General features: G+C 63.2%; 23 protein-coding genes, 1 tRNA gene and 2 pseudogenes. 13 read left to right on the top strand and 13 right to left on the bottom strand.

The window, feature by feature from the left end:
• Positions 1-641: 641 nt before the first annotated feature.
• Positions 642-733 (bottom strand) — tRNA-OTHER (locus ABIB66_RS33005).
• Between the two features lie 625 nt (positions 734-1,358).
• Here ABIB66_RS33005 and ABIB66_RS33000 point away from each other — a divergent pair.
• The 9 genes from ABIB66_RS33000 (at position 1,359) to ABIB66_RS32960 (ending at position 8,713) form a co-directional block, all read left to right on the top strand.
• Entirely contained in the window at positions 1,359-2,267 is a 909-nt protein-coding gene (locus ABIB66_RS33000) for a LysR family transcriptional regulator (RefSeq protein ID WP_354257436.1), read from the top strand.
• A 130-nt stretch (positions 2,268-2,397) separates the two neighbouring features.
• Positions 2,398-3,621, top strand: coding sequence for an MFS transporter (locus ABIB66_RS32995; protein ID WP_502918341.1), 1,224 nt, complete (start codon positions 2,398-2,400; stop codon positions 3,619-3,621).
• 125 nt (positions 3,622-3,746) lie between these two features.
• Positions 3,747-4,103 carry a cyclophilin-like fold protein gene (locus tag ABIB66_RS32990; protein WP_354257433.1) on the top strand — a complete coding sequence of 119 codons (357 nt, stop codon included), beginning with the start codon at positions 3,747-3,749 and terminating at the stop codon, positions 4,101-4,103.
• Between the two features lie 14 nt (positions 4,104-4,117).
• Entirely contained in the window at positions 4,118-5,134 is a 1,017-nt protein-coding gene (locus ABIB66_RS32985; RefSeq protein WP_354257430.1) for a zinc-dependent alcohol dehydrogenase family protein, read from the top strand.
• 16 nt (positions 5,135-5,150) lie between these two features.
• Entirely contained in the window at positions 5,151-6,359 is a 1,209-nt protein-coding gene (locus tag ABIB66_RS32980) for an arabinose transporter (RefSeq protein ID WP_354257427.1), read from the top strand.
• The gene (locus ABIB66_RS32975; RefSeq protein WP_354257424.1) at positions 6,356-7,135 is read left to right on the top strand and encodes a carboxymuconolactone decarboxylase family protein; all 780 of its coding nucleotides are present in this window, start codon (positions 6,356-6,358) and stop codon (positions 7,133-7,135) included. Before ABIB66_RS32980 ends, ABIB66_RS32975 begins: the two co-directional genes overlap by 4 nt.
• 10 nt (positions 7,136-7,145) lie before the next feature.
• Positions 7,146-7,376, top strand: coding sequence for a tautomerase family protein (locus ABIB66_RS32970; RefSeq protein WP_354257421.1), 231 nt, complete (start codon positions 7,146-7,148; stop codon positions 7,374-7,376).
• A gap of 120 nt (positions 7,377-7,496) precedes the next feature.
• Positions 7,497-7,892, top strand: coding sequence for a (R)-mandelonitrile lyase (locus ABIB66_RS32965; RefSeq protein WP_354257466.1), 396 nt, complete (start codon positions 7,497-7,499; stop codon positions 7,890-7,892).
• Between the two features lie 56 nt (positions 7,893-7,948).
• Positions 7,949-8,713, top strand: a complete 765-nt coding sequence (locus ABIB66_RS32960; protein WP_354257418.1) for an SDR family NAD(P)-dependent oxidoreductase — start codon at positions 7,949-7,951, stop codon at positions 8,711-8,713.
• 24 nt (positions 8,714-8,737) lie between these two features.
• Here the strand turns inward: ABIB66_RS32960 and ligD are convergent, their stop codons facing one another.
• On the bottom strand, positions 8,738-9,658 hold the full coding sequence (ligD, locus tag ABIB66_RS32955; RefSeq protein WP_354257415.1) for a non-homologous end-joining DNA ligase: 921 nt from the start codon (positions 9,656-9,658) through the stop codon (positions 8,738-8,740).
• A 114-nt stretch (positions 9,659-9,772) separates the two neighbouring features.
• Here ligD and ABIB66_RS32950 point away from each other — a divergent pair, with 114 nt between their 5' ends.
• Positions 9,773-9,958 carry a DUF3606 domain-containing protein gene (locus ABIB66_RS32950; RefSeq protein WP_354257412.1) on the top strand — a complete coding sequence of 62 codons (186 nt, stop codon included), beginning with the start codon at positions 9,773-9,775 and terminating at the stop codon, positions 9,956-9,958.
• Between the two features lie 36 nt (positions 9,959-9,994).
• Here the strand turns inward: ABIB66_RS32950 and ABIB66_RS32945 are convergent.
• Positions 9,995-10,171 (bottom strand): annotated as a pseudogene (locus tag ABIB66_RS32945) (3'-5' exonuclease); the annotation flags it as partial.
• A gap of 28 nt (positions 10,172-10,199) precedes the next feature.
• On the opposite strand from ABIB66_RS32945, the gene ABIB66_RS32940 reads away from it, so the two are divergent.
• Complete coding sequence (locus ABIB66_RS32940; RefSeq protein WP_354257408.1) at positions 10,200-10,895, top strand: hypothetical protein; 696 nt, start codon at positions 10,200-10,202, stop codon at positions 10,893-10,895.
• A 9-nt stretch (positions 10,896-10,904) separates the two neighbouring features.
• Here the strand turns inward: ABIB66_RS32940 and ABIB66_RS43695 are convergent, their stop codons facing one another.
• From ABIB66_RS43695 to ABIB66_RS32925, 3 genes are read right to left on the bottom strand one after another with little or no spacing between them, the layout of a single operon-like run.
• Entirely contained in the window at positions 10,905-11,234 is a 330-nt protein-coding gene (locus ABIB66_RS43695; RefSeq protein WP_502918340.1) for a ubiquitination-like system serine protease family protein, read from the bottom strand.
• Positions 11,234-12,637, bottom strand: coding sequence for a ThiF family adenylyltransferase (locus ABIB66_RS32930; RefSeq protein WP_354257405.1), 1,404 nt, complete (start codon positions 12,635-12,637; stop codon positions 11,234-11,236). Before ABIB66_RS32930 ends, ABIB66_RS43695 begins: the two co-directional genes overlap by 1 nt.
• Positions 12,634-13,740 carry a multiubiquitin domain-containing protein gene (locus ABIB66_RS32925; protein ID WP_354257401.1) on the bottom strand — a complete coding sequence of 369 codons (1,107 nt, stop codon included), beginning with the start codon at positions 13,738-13,740 and terminating at the stop codon, positions 12,634-12,636. Before ABIB66_RS32925 ends, ABIB66_RS32930 begins: the two co-directional genes overlap by 4 nt.
• Positions 13,741-13,903: 163 nt before the next feature.
• Between ABIB66_RS32925 and ABIB66_RS32920 the strand changes: the two genes are divergently transcribed.
• Positions 13,904-14,284, top strand: coding sequence for a helix-turn-helix domain-containing protein (locus ABIB66_RS32920; protein ID WP_085395232.1), 381 nt, complete (start codon positions 13,904-13,906; stop codon positions 14,282-14,284).
• Between the two features lie 125 nt (positions 14,285-14,409).
• The gene (locus ABIB66_RS32915; RefSeq protein WP_354257396.1) at positions 14,410-15,210 is read left to right on the top strand and encodes an ImmA/IrrE family metallo-endopeptidase; all 801 of its coding nucleotides are present in this window, start codon (positions 14,410-14,412) and stop codon (positions 15,208-15,210) included.
• Here the strand turns inward: ABIB66_RS32915 and ABIB66_RS32910 are convergent, their stop codons facing one another.
• The 7 genes and pseudogenes from ABIB66_RS32910 to ABIB66_RS32880 form a co-directional block, all read right to left on the bottom strand.
• Complete coding sequence (locus ABIB66_RS32910; RefSeq protein ID WP_354257460.1) at positions 15,211-16,053, bottom strand: C-terminal helicase domain-containing protein; 843 nt, start codon at positions 16,051-16,053, stop codon at positions 15,211-15,213.
• A gap of 717 nt (positions 16,054-16,770) precedes the next feature.
• Positions 16,771-17,029: pseudogene (locus ABIB66_RS32905) on the bottom strand (nitronate monooxygenase); the annotation flags it as partial.
• A gap of 48 nt (positions 17,030-17,077) precedes the next feature.
• Positions 17,078-17,377 carry a putative quinol monooxygenase gene (locus ABIB66_RS32900; RefSeq protein ID WP_354257393.1) on the bottom strand — a complete coding sequence of 100 codons (300 nt, stop codon included), beginning with the start codon at positions 17,375-17,377 and terminating at the stop codon, positions 17,078-17,080.
• A gap of 40 nt (positions 17,378-17,417) precedes the next feature.
• Positions 17,418-19,499, bottom strand: a complete 2,082-nt coding sequence (locus ABIB66_RS32895) for a 3-hydroxyacyl-CoA dehydrogenase NAD-binding domain-containing protein (RefSeq protein ID WP_354257389.1) — start codon at positions 19,497-19,499, stop codon at positions 17,418-17,420.
• 63 nt (positions 19,500-19,562) lie between these two features.
• Positions 19,563-20,357, bottom strand: coding sequence for an SDR family NAD(P)-dependent oxidoreductase (locus ABIB66_RS32890; RefSeq protein WP_354257386.1), 795 nt, complete (start codon positions 20,355-20,357; stop codon positions 19,563-19,565).
• Positions 20,358-20,574: 217 nt separating this feature from the next.
• Entirely contained in the window at positions 20,575-20,898 is a 324-nt protein-coding gene (locus ABIB66_RS32885; RefSeq protein ID WP_354257383.1) for a thiolase family protein, read from the bottom strand.
• Between the two features lie 150 nt (positions 20,899-21,048).
• Entirely contained in the window at positions 21,049-22,011 is a 963-nt protein-coding gene (locus ABIB66_RS32880; RefSeq protein WP_354257380.1) for a LysR family transcriptional regulator, read from the bottom strand.
• Positions 22,012-22,038 lie beyond the last annotated feature (27 nt).

Here is a 22,038-nt window from a genome sequence, read left to right as displayed (position 1 = left end):
ACGAAGCAGGCAGCGCAACAGACCAACCTATAGGGGGTCAATTTTGGACGCCGATCCCCCGGCTTAGGGGGTCAATATTGCAAGCCGAATGACACGGCACCATCCTGTCGTTCTTCACGTCGAGGATGGAGGTGGCGTAGCGCGAAGGCATTTTGCACTTCGGACAGGACGGCCCCAACGGCGGGGGCCGGAGTGACGGCTCAGCTTTCCCTATGTCCGACACGACTCAACCTCTGAAAAGCGGTGGGTTCCTGAGTCCAAAATAGACAGTCGGTTCCACCACAAAATATAATCGACATCAAGCCGCTGCGCCCGCTGCAACGAGCTTCACCCTCACGGCCTCCGATGCTTGCACGTGCGCAACGGTGTCGTGGGTCTCAGCCTTCTGTCTGTTCGTGCGCCGGAGAGAGGTGATCACACAACCTGACCTTCTCTGATGCGCCAAGTTTCCACGGACAGCCGTCTTGGTACAGCAAAGCGGAACCCCATCGTAGTTGCGGCTGATAGACCCTGCTTGCGCTCCAGAACACAGGTACACATTCAAGAAGCGGTCTATGTTGCGGACGGAAGCCTAAGGGCTGCCTTCCTTGCAAATCCCGTAAAACGATCGTACTTTTTGCACGGCAGAAGCCGCTAAGTGCTGGCGCGCCCGGAACGATTCGAACGTCCGACCCTCAGATTCGTAGTCTGGTCGGGACCGTTGAAAATGCTGGGGTCTGTTACCGTAAGGCGCGGACCAAACTAGCAAAACCGCGCAAATTCAGTTCAACACATGCTGCAAAGTTACCGGCTATCGGCAGCCATTGATCGCCAGTGGCGGAGAGGGAGGGATTCCCATCCGACGGCGGCGGATACCACAAAAAGCCCGTAAATGGCATTCCTAAAAAGGCCGGCGAAGGTTTGCGACCACCGCCGTGTACCACCGGGTCGGCCCGGCAGGGCGTCAACGTCGGGCGATTTCGAGGCGATCGAGAGCGACGACTCCTAGCGCAGTGACGTCTCGTCAGCCGGTCCTTCAGGCTGTTGGCGCTCGTGGCGGGTTTTTCAGCCTTCTGCAGAGCCTACCGTGTCGGCCACCCGCGCTCCTTTGGAGCCGAGCGGCTTCGAGGCGCGTCGCGTGCAGATAACTGTTCCAGGCGGAGCGGGTCCAAGCGGCGTGCGCATGGAGAGCCGGCGCACGTCCGATCAGGCCGCGAGTAAGTCGTCAAAAAAGTTCCGACGCGGGGTCGACCCGCCGACGTACTCGGCCGCGATCCTCTGCAGTCCGGCTTCGTGATTCCGTCCCGGGTTTGTCGGCTCGTCAATGAGCGCGCCTCAACGTTGTTGCGGTAGGGAGCCATTCTAGGCAGAGTCGAGCGATGCGTATCAACCGCACCGATTTCGCCGACTTTGCCTATTTTCTCGCGCTCGCGAAGCATCGTAGCTTTCGGCGGGCCGGGCTCGAACTCGGCGTCAGCGCCTCTGCGCTCAGTCATTCGCTGAAGGCGCTGGAGGCACGTCTGGGCGTGCGCTTGTTCAATCGAACGAGCCGCAGCGTAACTCTCACCTCCGCCGGGGAGCAACTGCAGGCCGCGCTTGCGGGCCCCTTCGATGCCATCGGAAACGCGGTTGAAGCGCTAAACCGCTACCGAGTCGAGCCTGCCGGCCGGATCCGCCTCAATGTGCTTGAACATGCGAGCTCCCTCCTACTCGGTCCGGTCCTTCCGGTCTTCGTCGAGCGCTATCCCGATATCGAGGTCGATGTCGCCGTGTCAAATCACCTGATAGACGTGGTGGCGCAGGGTGCCGATGCCGGCATCCGCTACGGCGGCACGGTGCCGGAGGACATGATTGCGCAGCGGCTGTCGGGCGACATTCGATGGATAGTGGTCGGAGCGCCGGCCTACTTGGACCGTCGTGGCGTGCCCTCGCACCCCAGCGACCTCCAAGCCCATCAATGTCTGCGCATCCGCCTGGGCAACGACAGCATCTATCACTGGGAATTCGAAAGGGATGGCGAAGAGGTCGCGGTCGACGTTCCGGGCGCGATCACGATCGATGAAACCCAGTTTGCGCTTTCGCTCGTCACGGCGGGGGCCGCGCTTGCATACATTCCGGAGCCATGCGCGAAACCGCTGATTTCCCAGGGTACGCTGCGCAGCGTGCTGGAGGATTGGGCACCCATGGGCCCGGGGTTCCACATCTATTATCCCGGCCGTCGCCAACTGCCGACAGGCCTGCGTCTACTGATAGACCTGATCCGGGAAATGCAGCCGCTCGGATTGTAGCAAGCGGCCGATCGATGAGCTGGACTCATCGCTTCATCACATAGTCTTGGGGTAATCCCCAATTGCGCCGCCGCCTATGTTTCGTGCACCGATCGCGGCTTCTCCGTGATCATCAGCGCACGGAGCGAGCGTGACCGAGCAGACTGTCCTCAAATATTCCGACCTGGCACCCAACCGAGATGCAGCAACTGCAGGCTGGGGCGCCGTATCGGCGCTGTCGTTGTGCGTGGCGACCCTGATCGCTTCGGAATTCATGCCGGTCAGCATCCTAACGCCGATCGCGTCCGACCTCCACCTCACGGAAGGCGCTGCGGGTCAGGCGATCTCGGTTTCCGGGCTGTTCGCGGTGCTGACCAGCCTCTCCATCTCCACCGTCGGTCGCGGCATCGATCGACGCGCGCTGCTGCTGTGCTTAACCGTCCTAATGCTGGCGTCGGGACTTCTGGTCGCCTTCGCGCCCAATTTCGCCGTGCTCATAACGGGCCGTGCCCTGCTCGGAGTGGTCATCGGTGGCTTCTGGTCGATGTCCGCCGCGACCGTCATGCGGCTCGTTCCGAAGCAACAGGTGCCGCGCGCACTCGCGATGCTCAACGCCGGCAACGCGGTCGCGACGACGGTAGCCGCGCCCTTGGGGAGCTTCCTCGGGCAGTACATCGGCTGGCGCGGTGCGTTCTTCCTGGTTGTCCCGCTCGCAGCCGTCACTTTCGTCTGGCAGTGGTTGACGCTGCCGCCCATGCCTTACGACCGCGACAAGGAGCAACCCAGCGCGTTGGGTCTTCTTCGCCGCCCCAACGCCCGGCTCGGAATGGCCGCGGTCGCGCTGCTGTTCGCTGGGCAATTCGCACTGTTCACTTACCTCCGGCCTTTTCTCGAAACAGTCACGCGCCTCGAGGTGTCCGAGCTCTCTTTGGTGCTGCTGGCCATGGGCATCGCCGGCGTGATCGGCACTTGGCTGATCGGACGAATGGTGGCGTGCAGGCTTTCGACGGCCCTTATCTTGGCTCCCCTGGCGCTTGCGGCTGTCGCTTGCGGCCTGGTGGCGCTCGGGACCTTTGCTTTGCCGACCGCGGCCCTGCTGACGCTTTGGGGCATGATAGGAACGGGCGCTCCGGTCGCTTGGTGGACGTGGGTGGCACGCCGGTTCCCGGATGACACCGAACCTGCGGGCGGGCTCCTCGTCGCGGTGGTTCAGTTGGCGATCACGCTAGGCGCCGCCGGCGGTGGGTTGCTGTTCGACGCTGCAGGTTACCGAACGACATTCCTCGCGAGCGCGGCGCTACTTGTAGCTTCGGCATTGCTGGGTGGTCTCGATGCTCGCGCCGGCGAGGGCGGCTCGGCGGAGGCGCAACCATGAACCAGTCAACCGAGAAACGACTATCCCGCCGACAACCCGTCGCGATCGTCTCGAGCGTTTGCGTGTCGCGCGGCGCTTCCACCGAAGCGGCGACTGAGGGCGGACGATCCGGAGGAACGGCGGCAATGGGTATCCGTTGCAGCTTCGCAAACCAGACCTTCACGGCAACGCTCATGGACGATCCATCCGCTCGCGATCTGCTGACGATGCTGCCACTCGATCTCGTCGTCGAGGATTTTTCTACGAACGAGAAAATCGCTTATCTGCCGCGAAAGCTGATCGAAGAAGGCGGTGGTCCGTTCTCGAACGAAGCGGCAGGCGATCTCTGCTACTACGCTCCATGGGGCAACCTAGCCTTCTTTCATGGCAGCTACAAATATTCGAGTGGCCTGATCCGCATCGGCCGCCTTGATGATGGTCCACAACCGCTGCTCACGCGCGGCAAGTTCGCGCTGCGCTTCGAGCGCCTTCCACCAGCCTGACAGGAGCAACGATTATGCTTGCCACAATCATGTACGGCCCGCGCGATGTCCGCTTCGAAAAGGTGGACGATCCGAATATCCTGAAGCCGACGGATGCCATCATAAAATTGTCGGCCACCTGCATCTGCGGGTCCGACCTATGGCCGTATCGCGGATTGCAGCCGACGGAGGGGCCGGCTCACATGGGCCACGAATACTGCGGCATCGTCGTCGAGGTCGGCAGCGACGTTAGGACCGTCCGTCCCGGTCAGTTCGTCGTCGGCTCGTTCTGCCTGTCCGACAATACCTGCCCGCACTGTAAGTTCGGCTTTCACTCCTCCTGCGTCCAGCGCGAGTTCATGACGGGAGCGCAGGCACCCTACGCGCGGGTGCCCCTGGCCGACGGAACGCTTGTCGCGACCACCGAAGTGCCGGACGAGGATCTCGTCCCGCACTTGCTGGCGACGTCCGATGTTCTCGGAACGGGCTGGTACGCCGCGGACGCCGCCAACGTCCGGCCCGGCTCGACAGTGGCGGTCGTCGGCGACGGCGCAGTGGGACTAATGGGGGTGCTGGCAGCGAAGGAGATGGGGGCAGATCGCATCATCGCCATGAGCCGGCACAAGAGCCGCCAGGAGCTGGCACGCGGCTTCGGAGCGACGGACATCGTGGCCGAACGCGGGGCATCCGGCATCGAGCGCGTGAAAGAGCTCACGGCCGGCGTCGGTGCGGATTCGGTTCTGGAGTGCGTCGGCACACAGGAATCCATGACACAGGCCATCGATTCCGTGCGTCCCGGTGGCTCGATCGGTTACGTCGGGGTACCTCACGGCGTGACCTTCGACGGCCAGGCGATGTTCTTCGCGCAACGCCGAATGCTGGGCGGACCGGCGCCGGTCCGTCGCTTCCTGCCCGATCTGATGGATCGCGTTCTGAAGGGCAGGATCAAGCCCGGCAAGGTGTTCGATCTCACGCTGCCTATCGCCGACGTCGCGGAAGGCTACCGCGCGATGGACGAACGGCGTGCGATCAAGACGATGCTCACGCTGTGATCAGAGGCGTCATTGCATGTCCGTAACAACGCTCCCGACGCCGCCCATCGCGCAGACCCTCGCCGCGACCTTGCTGCCCATCATGGGCGTGGTGTTCGTCGGTTTCCTCGTCATCGGCTTGGCGATGCCCGTACTTCCTCTTCATGTGCACGAGGGGCTGGGCTTCGGGCCGTTCGTGGTGGGTCTGGTCGCCGGCAGCCAGTTCGCAGCATCGTTGATCTCCCGACCGTGGGCGGGGCATTTCTCCGATGCTCGTGGAGCCAAGCGCGGGGTCGTCGTCGGCCTGCTGGCGGGGGCCGCCGCAGGACTGCTCTATCTGCTCTCGTTCGGGTTCAGCGCATCCCCGTCGATTTCGGTCGTAATCCTCCTCGCCGGACGCGCGCTGCTCGGCGGGGCGGAGAGCTTCATCATCACGGCGGCGGTGAGCTGGGCGCTCGCGCTCTCCCATTCGAGTAACACCGGCAGGGTGATCGCCTGGGTGGGATCGGCGATGTTCGCCGCCTTCGCGATCGGCGCGCCGGCAGGCTCCGCTCTGTATGCCGCCTACGGATTCACCGCGATTGCACTCGCGACCACGTTGGCTCCGCTCGTCGCACTGCCTCTCGTCGCTCTCCTGCCCGCGGTCGCGCCTGCGAAACACGCGCGGGCCTCGTTCGTCGAAGTGATCGGAGCGGTCTGGGTGCCGGGCCTGGGCTCGGCGCTCGGCTCGGTGGGCTTCGGCGCGGTGACCACGTTCGTGGCCTTGCTATTCGCGTCGAGGGGCTGGACCAACGGGTGGGCGGCCTACACCGCCTACGCGGTCGCCTTCATCCTGGCGCGAGTGTTCTTCAGCCACTTGGCCGACAGGATCGGCGGCGCGAAAGTCGCGCTGGTCTGCGCCGCGGTCGAAGCCGCCGGCCAGGCTCTGATCTGGCTTGCCGCCCGTCCGGAGATGGCGCTCGCCGGCGCGGCGCTCACTGGCTTTGGCTTCTCGCTGGTCTATCCAGGTTTCGGCGTGGAGGCGGTCCGCCGCGTGCCGGCACAGAGCCGGGGTCTGGCCATGGGCGCCTACACCGCCTTCCTCGATCTCGCGCAGGGCTTAGCCAGTCCCGCGCTCGGTCTGATCGCGGCGGGTGCGAGACTGAACGCTCTGTTTCTCGTCAGCTCGGCCACCGTGCTGTGCGCTTCGCTTGTCGCGTGGTGGCTGATAGCGAACCCCTATTCGCTGGAAGGATCCCCGGAATGAGAACGATAACAGCCACTTTGATCTCACTCTGCCTGTTCGCCGGCTCGGCCGCCGCGCAGTCATCCAAGGAAGGAGCAAACACCATGCCCAAGCCCGAAGACGTACGCGCCGTCGCGCCGGCCCTCGAAGGTTATGCGCAGAAATTCGTCATCGGCGACCTGTGGAAGCGACCGGGTCTATCCGGTCGCGACCGCAGCATCGTCACGGTTGCAGCGCTGATCGGCCGCGACCAGACCGTCGAACTGCCGCACTACCTGGCGCTCGCGCTCGATAACGGCGTGAAGCCGTCCGAGGTATCCGAAATAATCACGCACCTGGCGTTCTACACCGGCTGGGCAAACGCGATGGATGCTATCCCTGCGGCCCGGGAGGTCTTCGAGAGCCGCAACATCGGTACCGATCAACTTCAGCCGGCTACGGGGCAGCAGCTTCCGCTCGACGAAGCTGCTGAGAAGCTGCGTGCCACCCGGGTCGGAGAGCAGTTCGGGCAGATCACGCCGAGCCTCGTCCAGTACACGACTGACGTGCTGTTCCGGGATCTGTGGCTCAGGCCGGCCCTCGCGCCCCGCGACCGCAGCCTCGTCACGGTGAGCGCTCTCATCGCGACCGGCCAGGTTGCGCAGATCACCTATCACCTGAACCGCGCAATGGACAACGGACTGACGCGGGAGGAGGCCGGCGAGGTGCTCGGTCACCTCGCGTTCTACGCCGGCTGGCCCAACGCTTTTTCCGCGGCGCCCGTCATCAAGGACGTACTCGAAAAGCGCCCGCACTGAGAGGAACGTCATGCCGCACGTCATCGTTAAGCTCTATTCCGGAAAGTCGAAACAGCAGAAGGCCGCGCTGGCCGAAGCCGTAACGAAGGCCGTGGTGGAAAGTCTGGGCTACGGCCGGGACTCCGTGTCGGTCGGCGTCGAAGATGTCGATCCGAAGGACTGGACCAGCTGTGTCTATGGGCCGGACATCGTCGACAAGCCGGAGACCATCTTCAAGAGGCCCGGCTACGGCCCTGGCTGAAAGATGAAGAAGATGATCACCCGCAGAGGCGTGCTCATCGGCGGTTGCGTCGCCGCTGTCATGGATATCGGCGGGTCGTCGGCGCAGACGACCGGCCAATCGAAGGAGTTCAACATGGACATCGACATCAAAAGAAACGGCTCGCGCCCTTCACAGAAGGGGCCGGAGGACTGGTTTACCGGGACCGTTCGCATCGATCCGCTCTTCCAGCCGCAGGAGCCCGCTCGGACCGCCGCAGGTCAGGTGACCTTCGAGCCCGGCGCCCGTACCGCCTGGCATACGCATCCGCTCGGGCAGACGCTGATCGTCACGGCGGGACTCGGCTGGGTTCAGCGCGAGGGCGGCCCAGTCGAGGAAATCCGGCCTGGCGACGTGGTCTGGTTTCCGCCCGGATTGAAGCACTGGCATGGCGCTTCGCCGACAACCGCGATGACCCACATTGCCGTGCAGGAATCAGTCGACGGCAAGAACGTGGATTGGATGGATAAGGTGAGCGACGAACAATACCGAAAGTGAGATGCGGGCGCTGAGCGGCGTCCCCTTTGCCACTACGAGGATGAAAGGATGAGACCATGAACAATCCGTTGGACTTTACTGGAAAGGTGGCCCTCGTCACGGGCGCAGCCTCCGGGATGGGCCTGGCGACGGCGACCGCCTTCGCCGAGGCTGGTGCGTCCGTCGTGCTCGCCGACTTCAAGAAGGAGGCGGTGGAGGCAGCCGCGCGGAAGCTCGATGCCGGTGGTCACGAGGTCATCGCGCTGCCATGCGATGTCAGCGACGATGCCCAGGTCGCCGCGATGGTGGACCGTACGGTAGCCGAGTTCGGCCGCTTGGACGCCGCGTTCAATAACGCAGGTGTTATGGCTCACATTGCCCCGACGGCCGATAGCACCCGCGAAGACTGGGACCGCGTGATCGGGATCAATCTGCGCGGCGTTTGGAGCTGCATGAAGCACGAACTTCGTCATTTGGCGCGGCAGGGCGGCGCGATCGTCAACAACGCCTCGGTCGGCGCCCTTACCGGCAACCCTGGCATCGGGGCCTACATCGCCTCCAAGCATGGCGTTGTCGGTCTGACCAGAACCGCTGCCCTGGAGTACATCGGTCAGGGCATTCGCGTGAACGCAGTCAATCCCGGCCTCATCGACACCGCGGTTGCGCGTGACGTCGTCGACGGCGATGAACAGGCGTATGCCAATATCGCGAAGAACGTGCCGATCGGTCGAGCGGGCAGGCCGGAAGAGATCGCCTCGGCGGTCTTATGGCTCTGCAGCCCTGCTGCGAGCTACATCGTAGGCCAGGCGCTCACCGTCGACGGCGGTATGACCGTGCCCTGATCGCGCTATTCGGCGGCTCGGTTGTTAGAGATCCTCGCGCAGCCCCTTGAAGAACGGGTGCCGGACCTTCCCTTCCGCCGACTTTGCGCGGTACTCGATCTCGGCAAGTAGTTTCGGCTCGACCCAGATACCCTTGTGCGCGATACGCTTTGCGTAGGGCTGCGTCTTCCGGACGAGCGGCTCCAACCGTATCCGGAGCTCCGCCGTCGAAGTCTTGTCGAAGCCATGGTCGACCTTGCCGGCATAGACGAGATCGTTGCCCTTGCGCCGGCCGACGTAGAGGCCGTCCCACTTGGTACCATCCAGGGCGAAGCCTGCGATCGTCAGGGTCTCCCGCTGCGCGCAGGTTTTCTTGACCCAGTTGTTGGCGCGGCCGCTGATGTAGATGCTGTCGCGGACCTTCGACACTACGCCCTCTAGGCCGACCTTGCAGGCGTGCGCGAACATGTCCCGGCCCTCGATTTCGAAGCTTTCGCTGAACTGGACGGCGGTGCCCGAGATGATCTTCTTAAGCTCCGCCTTGCGGTGGAGGAGCGGCAGCTTCCGCAGGTCGCGACCGTTCAGGTAGAGGAGATCGAAGGCGACCAGGACGATGCTGGTGGACTTGCCCTTGAGTTCGTTCTGCAGGACCGAGAAATCCGTAGTGCCATCGGCCGCCGGCACCACTATCTCGCCGTCCAAAATCGCCGAGGCGGCCTTGATGTGCCAGGCGTCGTGAGCAACCTTTTTGAATCTGTTGGTCCAGTCGTGGCCCCGCCGGGTGAAGACGTTGACCGCCTGGTTATGCAGATGAACCTGCACCCGATAGCCGTCGAACTTGATTTCGTGAATCCATCGGGATCCGGACGGCACTCTATCCATCGAGGATGCCAGGGCCGGCTCCACGAAATTCGGGAACGGTGCCTTGACGCCGAAATCGGCCGCCTTCTTACGCGCGAACGCCACGGACAGAACTCCACGCAACAAACGTGATTCAAGGTGACACATGCGGAATCGTTCCGGAACCACTGAATCCTTGTGACGTTGCTTCGGCATCGTTCAACGAGGGAGAAGCCGACCATGGCAAAGGCAGCGAAGAAAACCACGCGGGGACGCAAGCAGGACCGGGCCCGTGTTGCCGGCGGGCAGAAGTACGAAGTCGCTTACGAAGCCAAGAAGATCGGCCGCTCGGCCGCTGCGGTGAAGAAGACCGTGAAGAAAGTCGGCAACTCTCGCAAGAAGGTCGAGAAGCGCCTCGGCCGTTGAGGCCCGAGGTTCACTTCGGAGCTGGGTCCCGAGCGATCAGAATCTCGAGGAGAAGCGGTTGAAGGCCGTCAGCGTCTGCAGCTGGGGCTCGACTTCCCGCAGGTAGATCTCGGTTCGCAGGAACGTGAGCTCGTCGTCGAGCGCGGTCTCGCAGACGTCGATGTGCCAGGACTTCGGCCGACCGTCGCTGCCGTCGTTCCATCGGTATCCGCGCACACCGTGGTCAGGTCTCCGGATCCGGATGGCGGGCCCGCTGCGTCAGCTGCAGCAGCGTGGCCGGCGGCCGCACGCCCACGACACGGTCGGTCTGGCCGAGCACGGGACGGTGCCGCGTCGGTCTTCCTCGACGCTCCACATCACGAACATCGTGAGAGGTTCGTTCGGCTTTCTCCTCGAGGAAGTGCGGCCGCAGCTTCAGATCGTGGACTCCTCGCTGAAGACTGCCGTCGACGAAGCGACCCGGCTCCTGATGGCGTTCGGAGAGGACGACGAGGAGGACTTCAGGAGTGCGGTCGAGGAGATCGACCAGCGTGTGCTGGCCGCTTCGGGCGAATTCTTCGATCTCATGCGCAAGAGCGGCGCGACCGTGCGCCTGGTGTCCGGCGTTACCGACCGGAGTTTCGGCTCGGACGTCGTCGCGAGAGCGGTCGAGCGTGCCAGGACGACGACAGTCGTCGACGCCGGCGACGTCGTCCGCGGACAGCTCGCGGGCGTGCTGCCGGAGTCGCACCAGTTCGAATTCAGGGCCGCCGATGAGCGGGGCACGATCCGCGGAAAGGTCGCCCGCGACCTCACCCCGCATCAGCTCGGTCTCTTCAACAAGGAGTACGTGAACACGAACTCCCGCGCCAAGTTCAAGGTGAAGCGCGTGCTGCGCAATCAGACCGTGGTGCGCGAGAAGTATACGCTCATCGGCATCGAGCCCGACGCCGAGTGATGCTCACGCTCAGTCGCACCACTCCACGCGCCCGCCTCGGAGCCAGAAGTGGGATCGGCAACCGGACTGAAGCCACACCGACGGCTTCAGGGTTGGATGCCCCGACTGGTCGGTCTGCAGATCCCATCGAGGCTTCGCCTCTCTGACGAGGAGAAGCTCGATCGTCTGGACGCACCCGCAGGGACACCTCATTCCCACGCACCAGTCTTCGTCGCCGTCGCGCGCGAGGACCAGGTCTCGCCGAGGCAGGCGCGCCGGGAGACTGTCGCCTTCGACGATCTTCAGGCCACGCCTCGGCCCGTATCGGTCGAAGGCGCGTCTAAACCAGCTGGGCAGCATCACGCTGCCTCCTTCCGGCGCCGGCCAAGGACCGGCAACCCTAGAAGCGGCTCTTGGTCCCCGCGAGCCAACACTGGATTCGGCGCCGCCGCGAAGGTCGATTCCGCGAAGAAGTCCTCGTCGCAGGCCGCCAGGCTGAACATGGTGCGAGCGTAGTTTTCGTTCGGATCGAGGCGGAAGGGATAGGCCCGCGCCACGAATTCGTTCATGCAGGCAGCAGCCGCCCGCATGTTCAGGGTAATCACCGAGGGCGCTTCCTCCGCGAGTCCCTTGATGTAGCCTGCCTCGAGCTCCGCACGATGTGCGTCCGGGTCCGCCTTGGCGAGATATTCGGCCCGCAGCGTCTCGGGCGAATAGACGCCGCGATCCAGCAGCGTCGAACACCCCGGCTGCACATAGTCGATGCGCCCGCAGACGTCCGCGATCGCGGTGCCGCCGTCCGGCGTCCTTCTCGTCGGGATCGTGACGCCGACGTCGAACAGCGGGATGAGGAAGGCGCTGCTGATGAGGTCAGCGAACTGGCGGGCTTCGAGCGTGTCGACACAGCAGAAGAGCACGTCGCTCTGACTGGCCGCGAGGACCGCATCGCGCGTCCCGATCTCGCGCGGGATCGGAAAAGCCACGTCTGGCCCGCGATAGGTGGCCACTGCGGCCGCGAACATCTCCGCCTTCGGACGCCCGGTCTTCGCGTCGTTCAGCGTGGCGTTGAGGATCCTGTTCAGGTTCTTTGCCTCGACCTTGTCGAACTCGATGTACTGGTTGCGGCCGAACCCCAATCTCGCCGCCTGCTCGGCCGTGATCGATCCCGTCCCCGATACCCCGACTATGGTAGCCGTGAGACGGTTGAGCTCAGCGGTCATGCCAGAGGTAAACGCCATCGGCCGCTGCGCGCGCCGAGGATTGCCCCCCTCGGCCTCCCAGAAATGCAGGAGATCGTGTCCGACGACGCTGACGAGCTTTACCGGCGTCACCGTAAGGGAGCGATCGTACAGCCTTGCGCGAATGGCGCCGTCCGGGGTCATCACGGCGCTGGCATGGATGTCGCCGCAGGCCTCGAAGAGACAAGGCATGATGACGGCGTCGCTGGCATCGTCCGCCGCCGAGAACGCGAACAGGCCGCCGGGATGCGAATGTATGACGATGATCGCCGATCCGAGCGGCTCGGCGATGTCGATGGCTTTCTCCAGGTACGCGCCAGGCCAATCGATTTCGTCGGGCCGCCGCGTCAGGCATTCGCCGTGCGGGATCAAAACCAGATCCTTGACGAGCAGGCGGAGTCGCGGGCCCGGCGTGCGGGTGCAGACGAGGATCGCGGCCGCCTCCTTGCCGTCTCCGGGAAAAAGGTGCTTGCCGAGGCGGTCGTGGTGCACTCCGGAGAGCGTCAGCGTCGTTGGCGACATCATTGCCCGACCTCCTTGGCGATCGCCGACTCCACCAGTGCCAGATGGGTGATGACGTTGTCGGTCGCGGGATTCCAGGGCGCAGGGGGACCGCGATGGCGCGACCACCCGTTGAAGGGCGTTCCGCAGATCGTCGCGCCGACCTGGGTGCGGTCGATCGGCCGGCCCGACGTCAAGTTCAGCTTCGGGCTGGTGTAGAACATGTCGATCTGCGCCGTCGGATAGGTCGGCGGGATCAGAAGCGCCAGCATCACCATGCGCGGCGCGTAGCCGGGCGGGACCTGATAGTTGTGGATCAGGAGCCAGCGGCAAGCGCCGTCGACGACTGTCTCCCAGAAGATTCCGAGTGCATGGAGGTGCTTCTCGTCCACCTCGAGCAGGTCGAAGTGGCGCCGCGGCGTTGCCGCGGCCTCCCCGTTGTGGACACCGGTGGGCGTCAGGCGTAGCTTTTCGATGCCGGGAGTCCGCAGGTCGACGGTGAAGTCGAGACCGACCGCGCGCTTCGGCTCGCCCTTGACGATCAGGAAGATCTGCCACCCCTTCGTCGGGTCGAAGCCGGCGTCGAGCAGCGCCTGCTTCACGATGATCGTCGGCTGGTGCAGCGTGAGGACGACGCCCTGCACGTTCAGCTTCCAGCTCAGCTTGCGGCTGACGAAGGCTTCGATGCCGCCCTTGCCGAGATCCACCAGATCGCGGGGCGCGACCACGCGATCGGGTTGGTCGACGCGGGTCAGCAGCAGTTCGTCCTCCGGCGGCACCTTGCCCAGCTTGCGGACCACGGCTCCGGAGATCATCCGGCTGGGCCATTCGAAGCGCTCGCCGTTGATCGTCAAAAGGAAGAGGCGATCGGTCTCGATGACGATGAACTGACGGCCGGCGTTCAGGTCGACGCTCTGGTTCGGCCTGATGTCTTCGAGGTCGCCGTCCGGAAGGAAGTGAAGCACCACCGCCTGCTGCGCCGGCGCGAACCCGGCAGCATGACTGATCTGCGCACCCGTCGGCGTGGCATCCTGAATAACCACCTGGCGGAACGCGAGATTTTCGTCCGCGACTTCGATCGCCTGCCCCCGAGCTTGGCGGTCCTGAACAATTTCCTGGTTGGTCATTTGCGTAACCTTTCTCCGGGCGCGCCGGTGTTGATGATTACGCTAATATGATCGAGCTTGCTAAATTTGTCAAGCAAATGGTTAGCATGCTTGAAATACTTAGCAAGCAGTGTATTATCGAGCTAGGCCGGGATGGTCCCAGCCTCTAGGGAACGGAGGATCGATGTCAGATGAGAAAACCGATGAGACGAATGCGGGCGAAAGCCTCGGGCGCTACCTGAAGAGCGTCCGGTTAGGAAGCAAGATGACGCTGCGGGATGTCGAGGAAGCAACTGGTAAGGAGGTCTCCAACGCATACCTTTCGCAGCTTGAGTCCGGCAAGATTTCGAAGCCGTCCGTCCATGTGCTGTATGCCCTCTCCACCTCGCTCGGCGTCCCCTACGAAACGCTGATGGAGCGCGCGGGGTACATCGTTCCTTCCGGCCATCGGGCGGAAGGACAGAAGCATGGGAAGGCCGCGACCTATTCGATCGACAACCTGTCAGCCGACGAAGAAAAAGAACTGATGGACTATCTGAATTTCATTCGATCGAAACGGAAGTGACCATGCGACGGCCGGACGATTGCTCCCTAACGCCCGGCCAATTGGCCATCATCAGAAGAGAGGCCGAGCGCGCGCTGCGGGAAGCAGGCGCGCTCGGTGTGTTTCCGACGCCGGTCGAACAGATCATGTCGGTGGCCAACGTCGAAGAAGTCAGAGAGGATCTCCTCTCCCCGGGGCTGCTCGAAAAGATCCGCGCAGGAGCGGAGAAGGCTGGTGGCCTGCTCAAGCGGGCCCTCTCGAAAGTGATGGGCTTGTTCCATGCGAGCGCCGGCTTGGTCTACCTCGATCAGAGCCTGATCGAGGTGAAGAAGCGGTTTGTCCGCCTTCACGAATCCGCCCATGGCTTCCTGCCTTGGCAGCGCCCGCTTTACGCCGTCGTGGAGGACTGTGACAAGTCGCTGGATCCGGACGCGGCCGACTTGTTCGACCGCGAAGCGAACGTCTTCGCGTCCGAAGTCTTGTTTCAGCTGGATGCATTTCGAGACATGGCGGAGAGCAGGACGTTCGAGGTGTGGACGCCGGTGCGATTGGCTAAGCAGTTCAACGCCTCCATCTATGCATCCATCCGGCAGTACGTCTCCAAGAACCGCCGCGCGTGCGCCGTCGTGGTCCTCGACATGCCGGGGCTGATCGAAGGGGATGGATTCCGCGCCAATCTCCGCCGTGTCGTTCAGTCGCCGGCCTTCACGGAGACCTTCGGCCACGACATGTGGAACACGCCGTACTACACTCCGGCGGACGAGATCGGACGGCTGATTCCGCTCGGCAAGCGTAAGTCTTCGGGAAAGCGCAACATGGTCTTGGTCGACCGAAACGGCGTCAGACACGAATGCATCGCGGAGTCCTTCACCCAGAGGCACCAAGTGTTCGTTCTGGTGCATTCCGTGAAGACCTTGACCGCTACGCTCTTCCTGATCTCCGCGTGATCAGGCCGATATCGGCTCGGTTCGCTCCCGTTCACCCCATCCCCGCGACAGCCTCTGCTTCACATCGTGCCTGGCGAGCACCTTCTCGCAGAGCTCCCATCGCTCTCCCTTCGGGGTCACGTCGCCGGCGTAACGCAAGTCGAAGGCGTTCGCCCGGGTCCGGCGCTCCGTGTACTCGCGAAGCCTGGCTTCGAGCTCCTCCTCGTCCTCGATCCAGTCGTCATCGATGACGTCCGGCAGCGTGCCGAAGATGTCGAAGCGGTTCCGCATGCGTTCGGAAAGCTTGGCGTAGACCTTCTCGTCGACCGTCTGCTGCGTGACCCCGTGGTAGAGCAGGTTCAGCATGTCGACGCGGTCGCGGCGCTGACCGAACCGTTTGATGCGCCCGATCCGCTGCTCCAGCCGTGACGGATTCCACGGGAGGTCGATGTTGATCAGGGTGCCCAACGTCTGAAGGTTCAGGCCTTCGCAGGCCGCGTCGGTCGCAACGACCAGGCGGATCGTCCGCTCCCTCACGGCACGTTTGATCTGCTCGCGCTCGACGCTCTTCCATTCCCCGCTGATGTACATGCCGGACTTGCCGGCGCCGGCGTACACCGCGATGGGCTCGCCCGGGATCCGCTGCGTCAGCGCCTCGCCCACCCACTTCGCGGTGTCGAAATACTGGCTGAAGACGATACAGCCCTTCGGCAGCCATGGATCCGAGCGCTCCAGCAGATAGTGCAAGACGGCGTCCAGCTTCGGATCGGTCGGGTGCGGCGACAGGACGTCGATGATCGCCTGGAGTTGCCGGACCTCCTCGCCCACGAAATCCAGGTTCTCCTCGCCGAGCTCGAGTTGCATTTCCTCGTCATCCAGCACGCGCCCGGAGAGAAGCTTTTCGGCGGTGGTCAGGCCGCTCGCGTAGCTGGAGCACAGGCGCTGCAGCATCAGGCTGCGCATGAAGCCCGCGGATTTCTTCCGCTTGCTCAGAGCACGGGTGAATTTCTCCGCGGCCTGGTAGGCGGCATCGAAAGCGCTCGAGGTCCGGAGCCCCAGCCCGTCGAACATCGGCGGCATGTGGGCGCCGGGGAGCGGGTGGATATCGACCGGGATCCGCGGGATCAGGCCCATTTCCTCGAGGGTCGAGCGCTTCCGGAGCACGACATGCCGGACGACCGGATTGTTGCGCTGGAAGAATCCGAGCGAGCCGCGGGGCGTCAGGACGTCGTCGATGAACTGATCGCGATAGAACTGATCGTCGATGTCGCTGAAGGCGACCGACGAGACGAACCGATTCTTGGGAAGAGCTACCGCGGCACGCATATGTCCGAAGATGACCTCGGCCTCGGCCGCGGCCGGTAGCGGATTCCGGAACAGCCCCCAAGCTTCGCGTTCCTCGGTGACTTGCCGCTTTCCGCTGATGACGGGCACGCTCTTCTGGGCCGAGCGCCAGTCGCTCCAGGCATCGCCGAGTACGTGTTCGGCGCCCATACCGAGGACCTTCAGAAGATCCCACAGATCCTCCACATCGGTCTGGACGGGCGTCGCGGTGCCTAAGAGAACATGCCGAGCCTTCTTGGCGATTTCATGCATGAAGGAGAGCAGGTTGACCGCTGGCAGGAACGTGAGATTGACGCCGAACGGCTTGTTCGTCATCTCCCGGCATTTGCGGATTCGGCGGCGAGGTGATCCGGGGACGGCTGCGTCAACGAAGTGATGAGCCCCAGACCGCCGGCATTTGCGACGGCGGTCGCCAATTCGGCGAACCCGACGTAGTGCATGCCGCCTGGATGATTGGGCGCTCGATCCCGAAGAGTTCCGTTATACGCGTCTTCATTGAAAGCGTCTCCTTCAGGAGACGGCCGGACCGCGGTCGCGGTTCGCGCTACCTTTTTTCGATTTTTTCCGGCGTGATGATCTGGACTTGCACAGGAGCGGCGAAGCACTTCACTGCTACGCGACCAAAGGCCCTCATGTGATCGGATTTCGAATGCAGTGGGAGGCAATCGGGCGACTCCCATTCTTCGACGAACGTCAACTTGTTCGGATCGAAGGTGCTCTCGAAAAGATCATAGGAGACGCAACCCTTTTCTTTCCGGGTCGCGGCGATAGCATCCTTCGAGGCTGCGATCAGATCAGCCTTCGCTTCCGGTTTGACCGCCAATGTGGCGATTACGAAGACCATCTGAACCTTCTCCTTTGGTTTCTGGAACTCGTCGGCAAGATCACTTCGCACGCGAGCCGAACCCTTCGCCCGACATCGCGAGACGCTCAAGGATGGGAGCGGGCCGCAACGTCTTGTCGCCGTCCACGCCGGACATATAGACGAGCCGCTCGGCCACTTGGGCAAGGCCGATCTGATCTGCGTGGTACATCGGACCGCCTGTCCGGGCCGGCCAGCCGTAGCCGTGGAGCCAGACGAGATCGATGTCGCTCGCGCGCGCCGCCATGCCCTCTTCGAGGATGCGTGCCCCTTCGTTGATCATCGGATAAATCAGGCGCTCGTGGATCTCCTGGTCCGAGAACGAGCGGCGTGCGATGCTCAACTTGCGGCTCGTCGCGACGATCAGCGCCTCAACCTCCGGATCGGGTAGCGGCGATCGTGACCCCTTTTCGTACCGATAATAGCCCGCAGCCGTCTTTTGACCGAAGCGGCCGGCCTGGCAGAGCGCGTCTTCGACAGGCGACTTTGCCCCACTGTCCTTCCGGGACCGCCAGCCGATATCGAGACCGGCCATGTCTGCCATGGCAAACGGTCCCATCATGCCGAACTTGCTCGCAACCGCATCGACCTGCTGCGGCGTGGCGCCTTCGAGGAGCATCTTGCGCGCTTGAAGGATCCGGACGCCGAGCATGCGGTTTCCGACGAATCCGTGGCATACCCTGACGACGACCGGAACTTTTGCGATCCGACGGGCCACGCTGACGGCCGTCGCGAGGATCTCGGATGAGGTCGCACGACCTCGGACGATTTCGCAGAGCTTCATGATGTTCGCTGGACTGAAGAAGTGCATGCCGACGACGTTGGCTGGGTGCTTCGTCATGTCCGCTATCGCGTTCACATCCAGATAGGAGGTGTTCGTCGCCAGAACTGCGCCTGGTTTGGCGATGCCGTCGAGCTTGGAGAACACTGCCTTCTTGATCTCCATGGTCTCGAAGACCGCCTCGATGATCAGATCGGCGTCGGACGCGTCCTCCAGCTTTCCTCCGCCGGTAATCAGACTCGTTCGCTTTTCGGCGTCTTCCGAGGAGAGCGAGCCTCTTGCGCTCAACGAGGCATAGGTCTCGACGATGTTCTTCATCCCCTGCTCGAGCGCGCCGGGTGCGACATCGATGAGCCTGACCGGAATGCCGGCATTGGCAAAGGACATCGCGATGCCGCGTCCCATCGTCCCCGCGCCGATGATCGCGACCGACTGCACTTTCCGGGGACGAACTTCGGGGCCCACCCCTTCGATCTTGTTGCCGCTTCTCTCGGCGAAGAAGACGTGGCGCAGCGCCTTCGACTGGTCGCCAGCCCGCAGGCGCGTAAACAGATCCCACTCGCGTTTTATGGCCTGCTCGAATGGCACGTCGAGACACCATGCGACCGCTTCCACGCAGGCCATCGGCGCCTCAAGACCCTTGTTGCGCTTGACCGCTTCTGCCGCAGCCTTCGTAAAGATGCCCCGGTCGGCGCGTGCGGCAGCCAACTTGGAATCGTCGCTACGCAACGACTTCAGCGGCCGTTTTTCCTGGAGAACCTTATGAGCGAAGGCGACGCCGCCGGCGATCGGATGGGCCGTAAATATCTCTTGAATCAGACCGAGCTTCAGCGCTTCGTCGGCCCCGATGGCATCTCCGGTGACGATCAGTTGAACCGCCCTTTCCGGGCCGATCGCGCGCGGGAGGCGCTGCGTGCCGCCTCCGCCAGGGATGAGACCGAGCTTGACTTCGGGCTGACCGAGCTTCGCGTCCTTTGTGGCGATCCGGAAATGACATCCCATCGCGACCTCGAGCCCGCCTCCGAAGGCTACGCCGTGGATGGCCGCGACCGTTGGCTTCGTCGGATTTTCGAGAAGGTGGTTGATCTCGTCGATGCTCGCGCCGTGCATGTTCTGGCCCAATTCGCGGATGTCGGCCCCGCTGATGAAGGTCCGCTCGGCACAGGCAAGGACCACGGCTGCGTACTGGTCGTCCTCGAGAATCCGCTTCAAGTTGTCCCGCAATCCGTTCCGGACCGCGGCTCCGAGCGCGTTGACGGGAGGATTGTCGACGAGCAGGACCGCGATGTTGCCGTGTTTCTGAACGGAGACGGGCGATTGCATCTAAGCCTCTATGGGTATGTGACTTGGCCGGCTCGGCTTTTGGGCCGCCCGATGATCGATGCCTCAGGACTTGTAGCGAGCAGCGGGTTCTCCGGTGGAGATGACGGCCTTGTAGAATTTCTTGCGCGCCCCCTCGAACTCGTTCCAGAGCGCGGTATCGCGGAGCGTCGGAAAGCAGACCGCCTCTTTCAACTCCAGAGCCTTCATCGCCGTTGCCACCAGTTGTTCCGGCGTCATGAACAGGTGCTCCGGCATACCGGGCTTCGTCACGCCCGAAATGGCGAAAAATTCGCTGTGTACGGGACCCGGCAGGATCGTCTGCACCGTGATGGCGGACTCTGCGTACTCCTGCTCGAGAGACCTCGAGAAATTCAGGACATAGGCCTTTGATCCGCTGTAGGCCGCCGCCGTCGGGGAAGGTCCGAGCGCAATTACCGATGCGATGTTGATCAACGTCCCCTTATTCCGAGAGCGGAATCTCTGCAGAGCTGCGATCGACAGCCGGGTCAAAGCAAGGACGTTGACGAGCACGAGACGTTCAGCCTCCTCCGGTCCAGTCTGGGCGGTCGGCCCGAGCGCACCCAAGCCGGCACTGTTAACCAGCAAGGTGATATCGTCGCGCAGGGCCAGAAGGGCCTCGACCTTGCGAAGCCCCGAAGACGCCGCGAGATCCGCGGCGAGAACGTCGACTTGCTTCGCGCCGTTGGATCGCAGCTTTTCTGCCAAGGCCGCGAGCCGATCCTGACGTCTCGCGACCAGCACAATTCCGTATCCGCGCCGTGCCAGATCTTCGGCGTAGGCGCTACCGATGCCAGACGAGGCTCCGGTGACAACTGCAGTTTCAAGCGCGGATGTCATCGACCAGCCACTCCCCTCAGAGAACTTCCAACAGACCGGCGGCACCCATTCCGCCACCGACACACATCGTCACGACCACGTGTTGCCCCCCGCCGCTTCCTTCGAGCAGCCTATGGGCATGAAGGCGTTCGAGTGGATCGCGACCAGCTCAGGGTCCCGTTCGAACCACGCGTCCTCGGCTGAACCAGCGAGATGGAACGCCGCCGGAACCATGCTTCTATCCCGTCGACGATGATTTGCTTTGCGGCGGTCGCGATCGACATGAGGTCCGACGCGCATTGGCGATCGAGCGAAAGACCGGGAACGCTGCCCGGCAGCCCGCCCGCAGCGCCGCCGATCGTCCGATCGTGGTCTGACATCCGTAATGGATCGAGCAGCCCACAATGCAATCGTCGATCAGCTCGGGCTGGATGTTGGCGCGCCTCGCGGCCTCGCGAATCGCATGGGCGGCGAGCGTGGGACTCGGTACGTTGTTTAACGCACCGCGGTAAGTCTTGCCGATCGGGGTACGCGCAGTAGATACAATGACGGCTTCTCTCATAGACGGTCTCCGACGCCGTTCCGCAAGCACTTGCCGTGCGCCTGCTCCAACTCTAGACGTTGGTATAGGCCGTGACCCGGGGCAGCCAGAGCGCATCTGGCTAACCCCTATTCACTGGTGAATAGCCTGGGACGTACCTCTAGACCTGCATCAGACCGTCCGAACTAGGATTTGCGTTTGAGTTGTCTGCCCCGCCGTTCCGCCCGAGGCGAACCACGTCTTAGAGGCTGCGAATTCGTTCTCCAGAAAGCGGCGTACCTGGCGCGTTAGTTTGCGCAAATCGCTTTCGCGACGGCGCAGCAGCCAAACGTCCATCGCAAGCGACTCCTGCGGCAGGACAGAAACCAGATCCTCCGCGAGCGCAAAGGGCGCGGCCAAGAAGGCGAGACCTAATCCCTCGCAAGCCGCCGAATAGTGGTTCGCGATGGGCATCAGGCGCAGCGTCCTGCTAGATTCGGCGGCCTTCAAGAAATCGGTGAGCAGGGGCATGCTGCCGGCGCGCTCCCCTCGAAATCCAGAGAAGTCTCCGGAACTGCCGATGAAGTCGTGGCCCTTGAGATCCCCGATGGTCTTTGGCTGGCCGTGGCGCGAGAGATAGGTCTCCGAGGCGTAGATGCCGAAGCTTATCGCCGTGACCTTGCGGCCGATGAGCTCGTTCTCTCCCGGATGACCCATGCGGATCACGAAGTCGAGGTCGCTGTTCGCTAGATTCTGCTGTTCGACGGTCGAGTTGATGTGCAACCGAATGTTCGGATGGAGCTCGTAGAGTCTAGGCACGCGAGGCAGCAGCCAGTGCTTCGTAAGTCCCTCGGTCGCCGAAATCTTGACCGCCGCCGATCTAGGACCGACGCGTAGCCCCAAGTCGCGGTGAAAACTGCCGAACGTATCGACGACGTCGCCCGCGGCGCGTTTGAGTTCTTCGCCCTCTTGCGTCAGCGTGACGCCCGACGGCACCCGGAAGAACAGAGGTGCGCCGACGTAGCGCTCGAGCTCCTTGAGCCGCCGGCTCAGCGTCGGTTGGCTCATATTGAGCTCGCGGGCCGCGGCATTGACACTGCCGCTATTTGCGACCGCAAAGAAGAGCCTGAAAAGATCCCAATTTGCTTCGCTCAATTGGCCTCCACAGCCGACGATCCATCG

Origin of the sequence: Bradyrhizobium sp. F1.13.3, assembly GCF_040548265.1 — a bacterium.
Lineage (GTDB): Bacteria > Pseudomonadota > Alphaproteobacteria > Rhizobiales > Xanthobacteraceae > Bradyrhizobium.
Note: the sequence above shows the minus strand (reverse complement) of the source record. Positions and strands in the feature narration are given on the sequence as shown.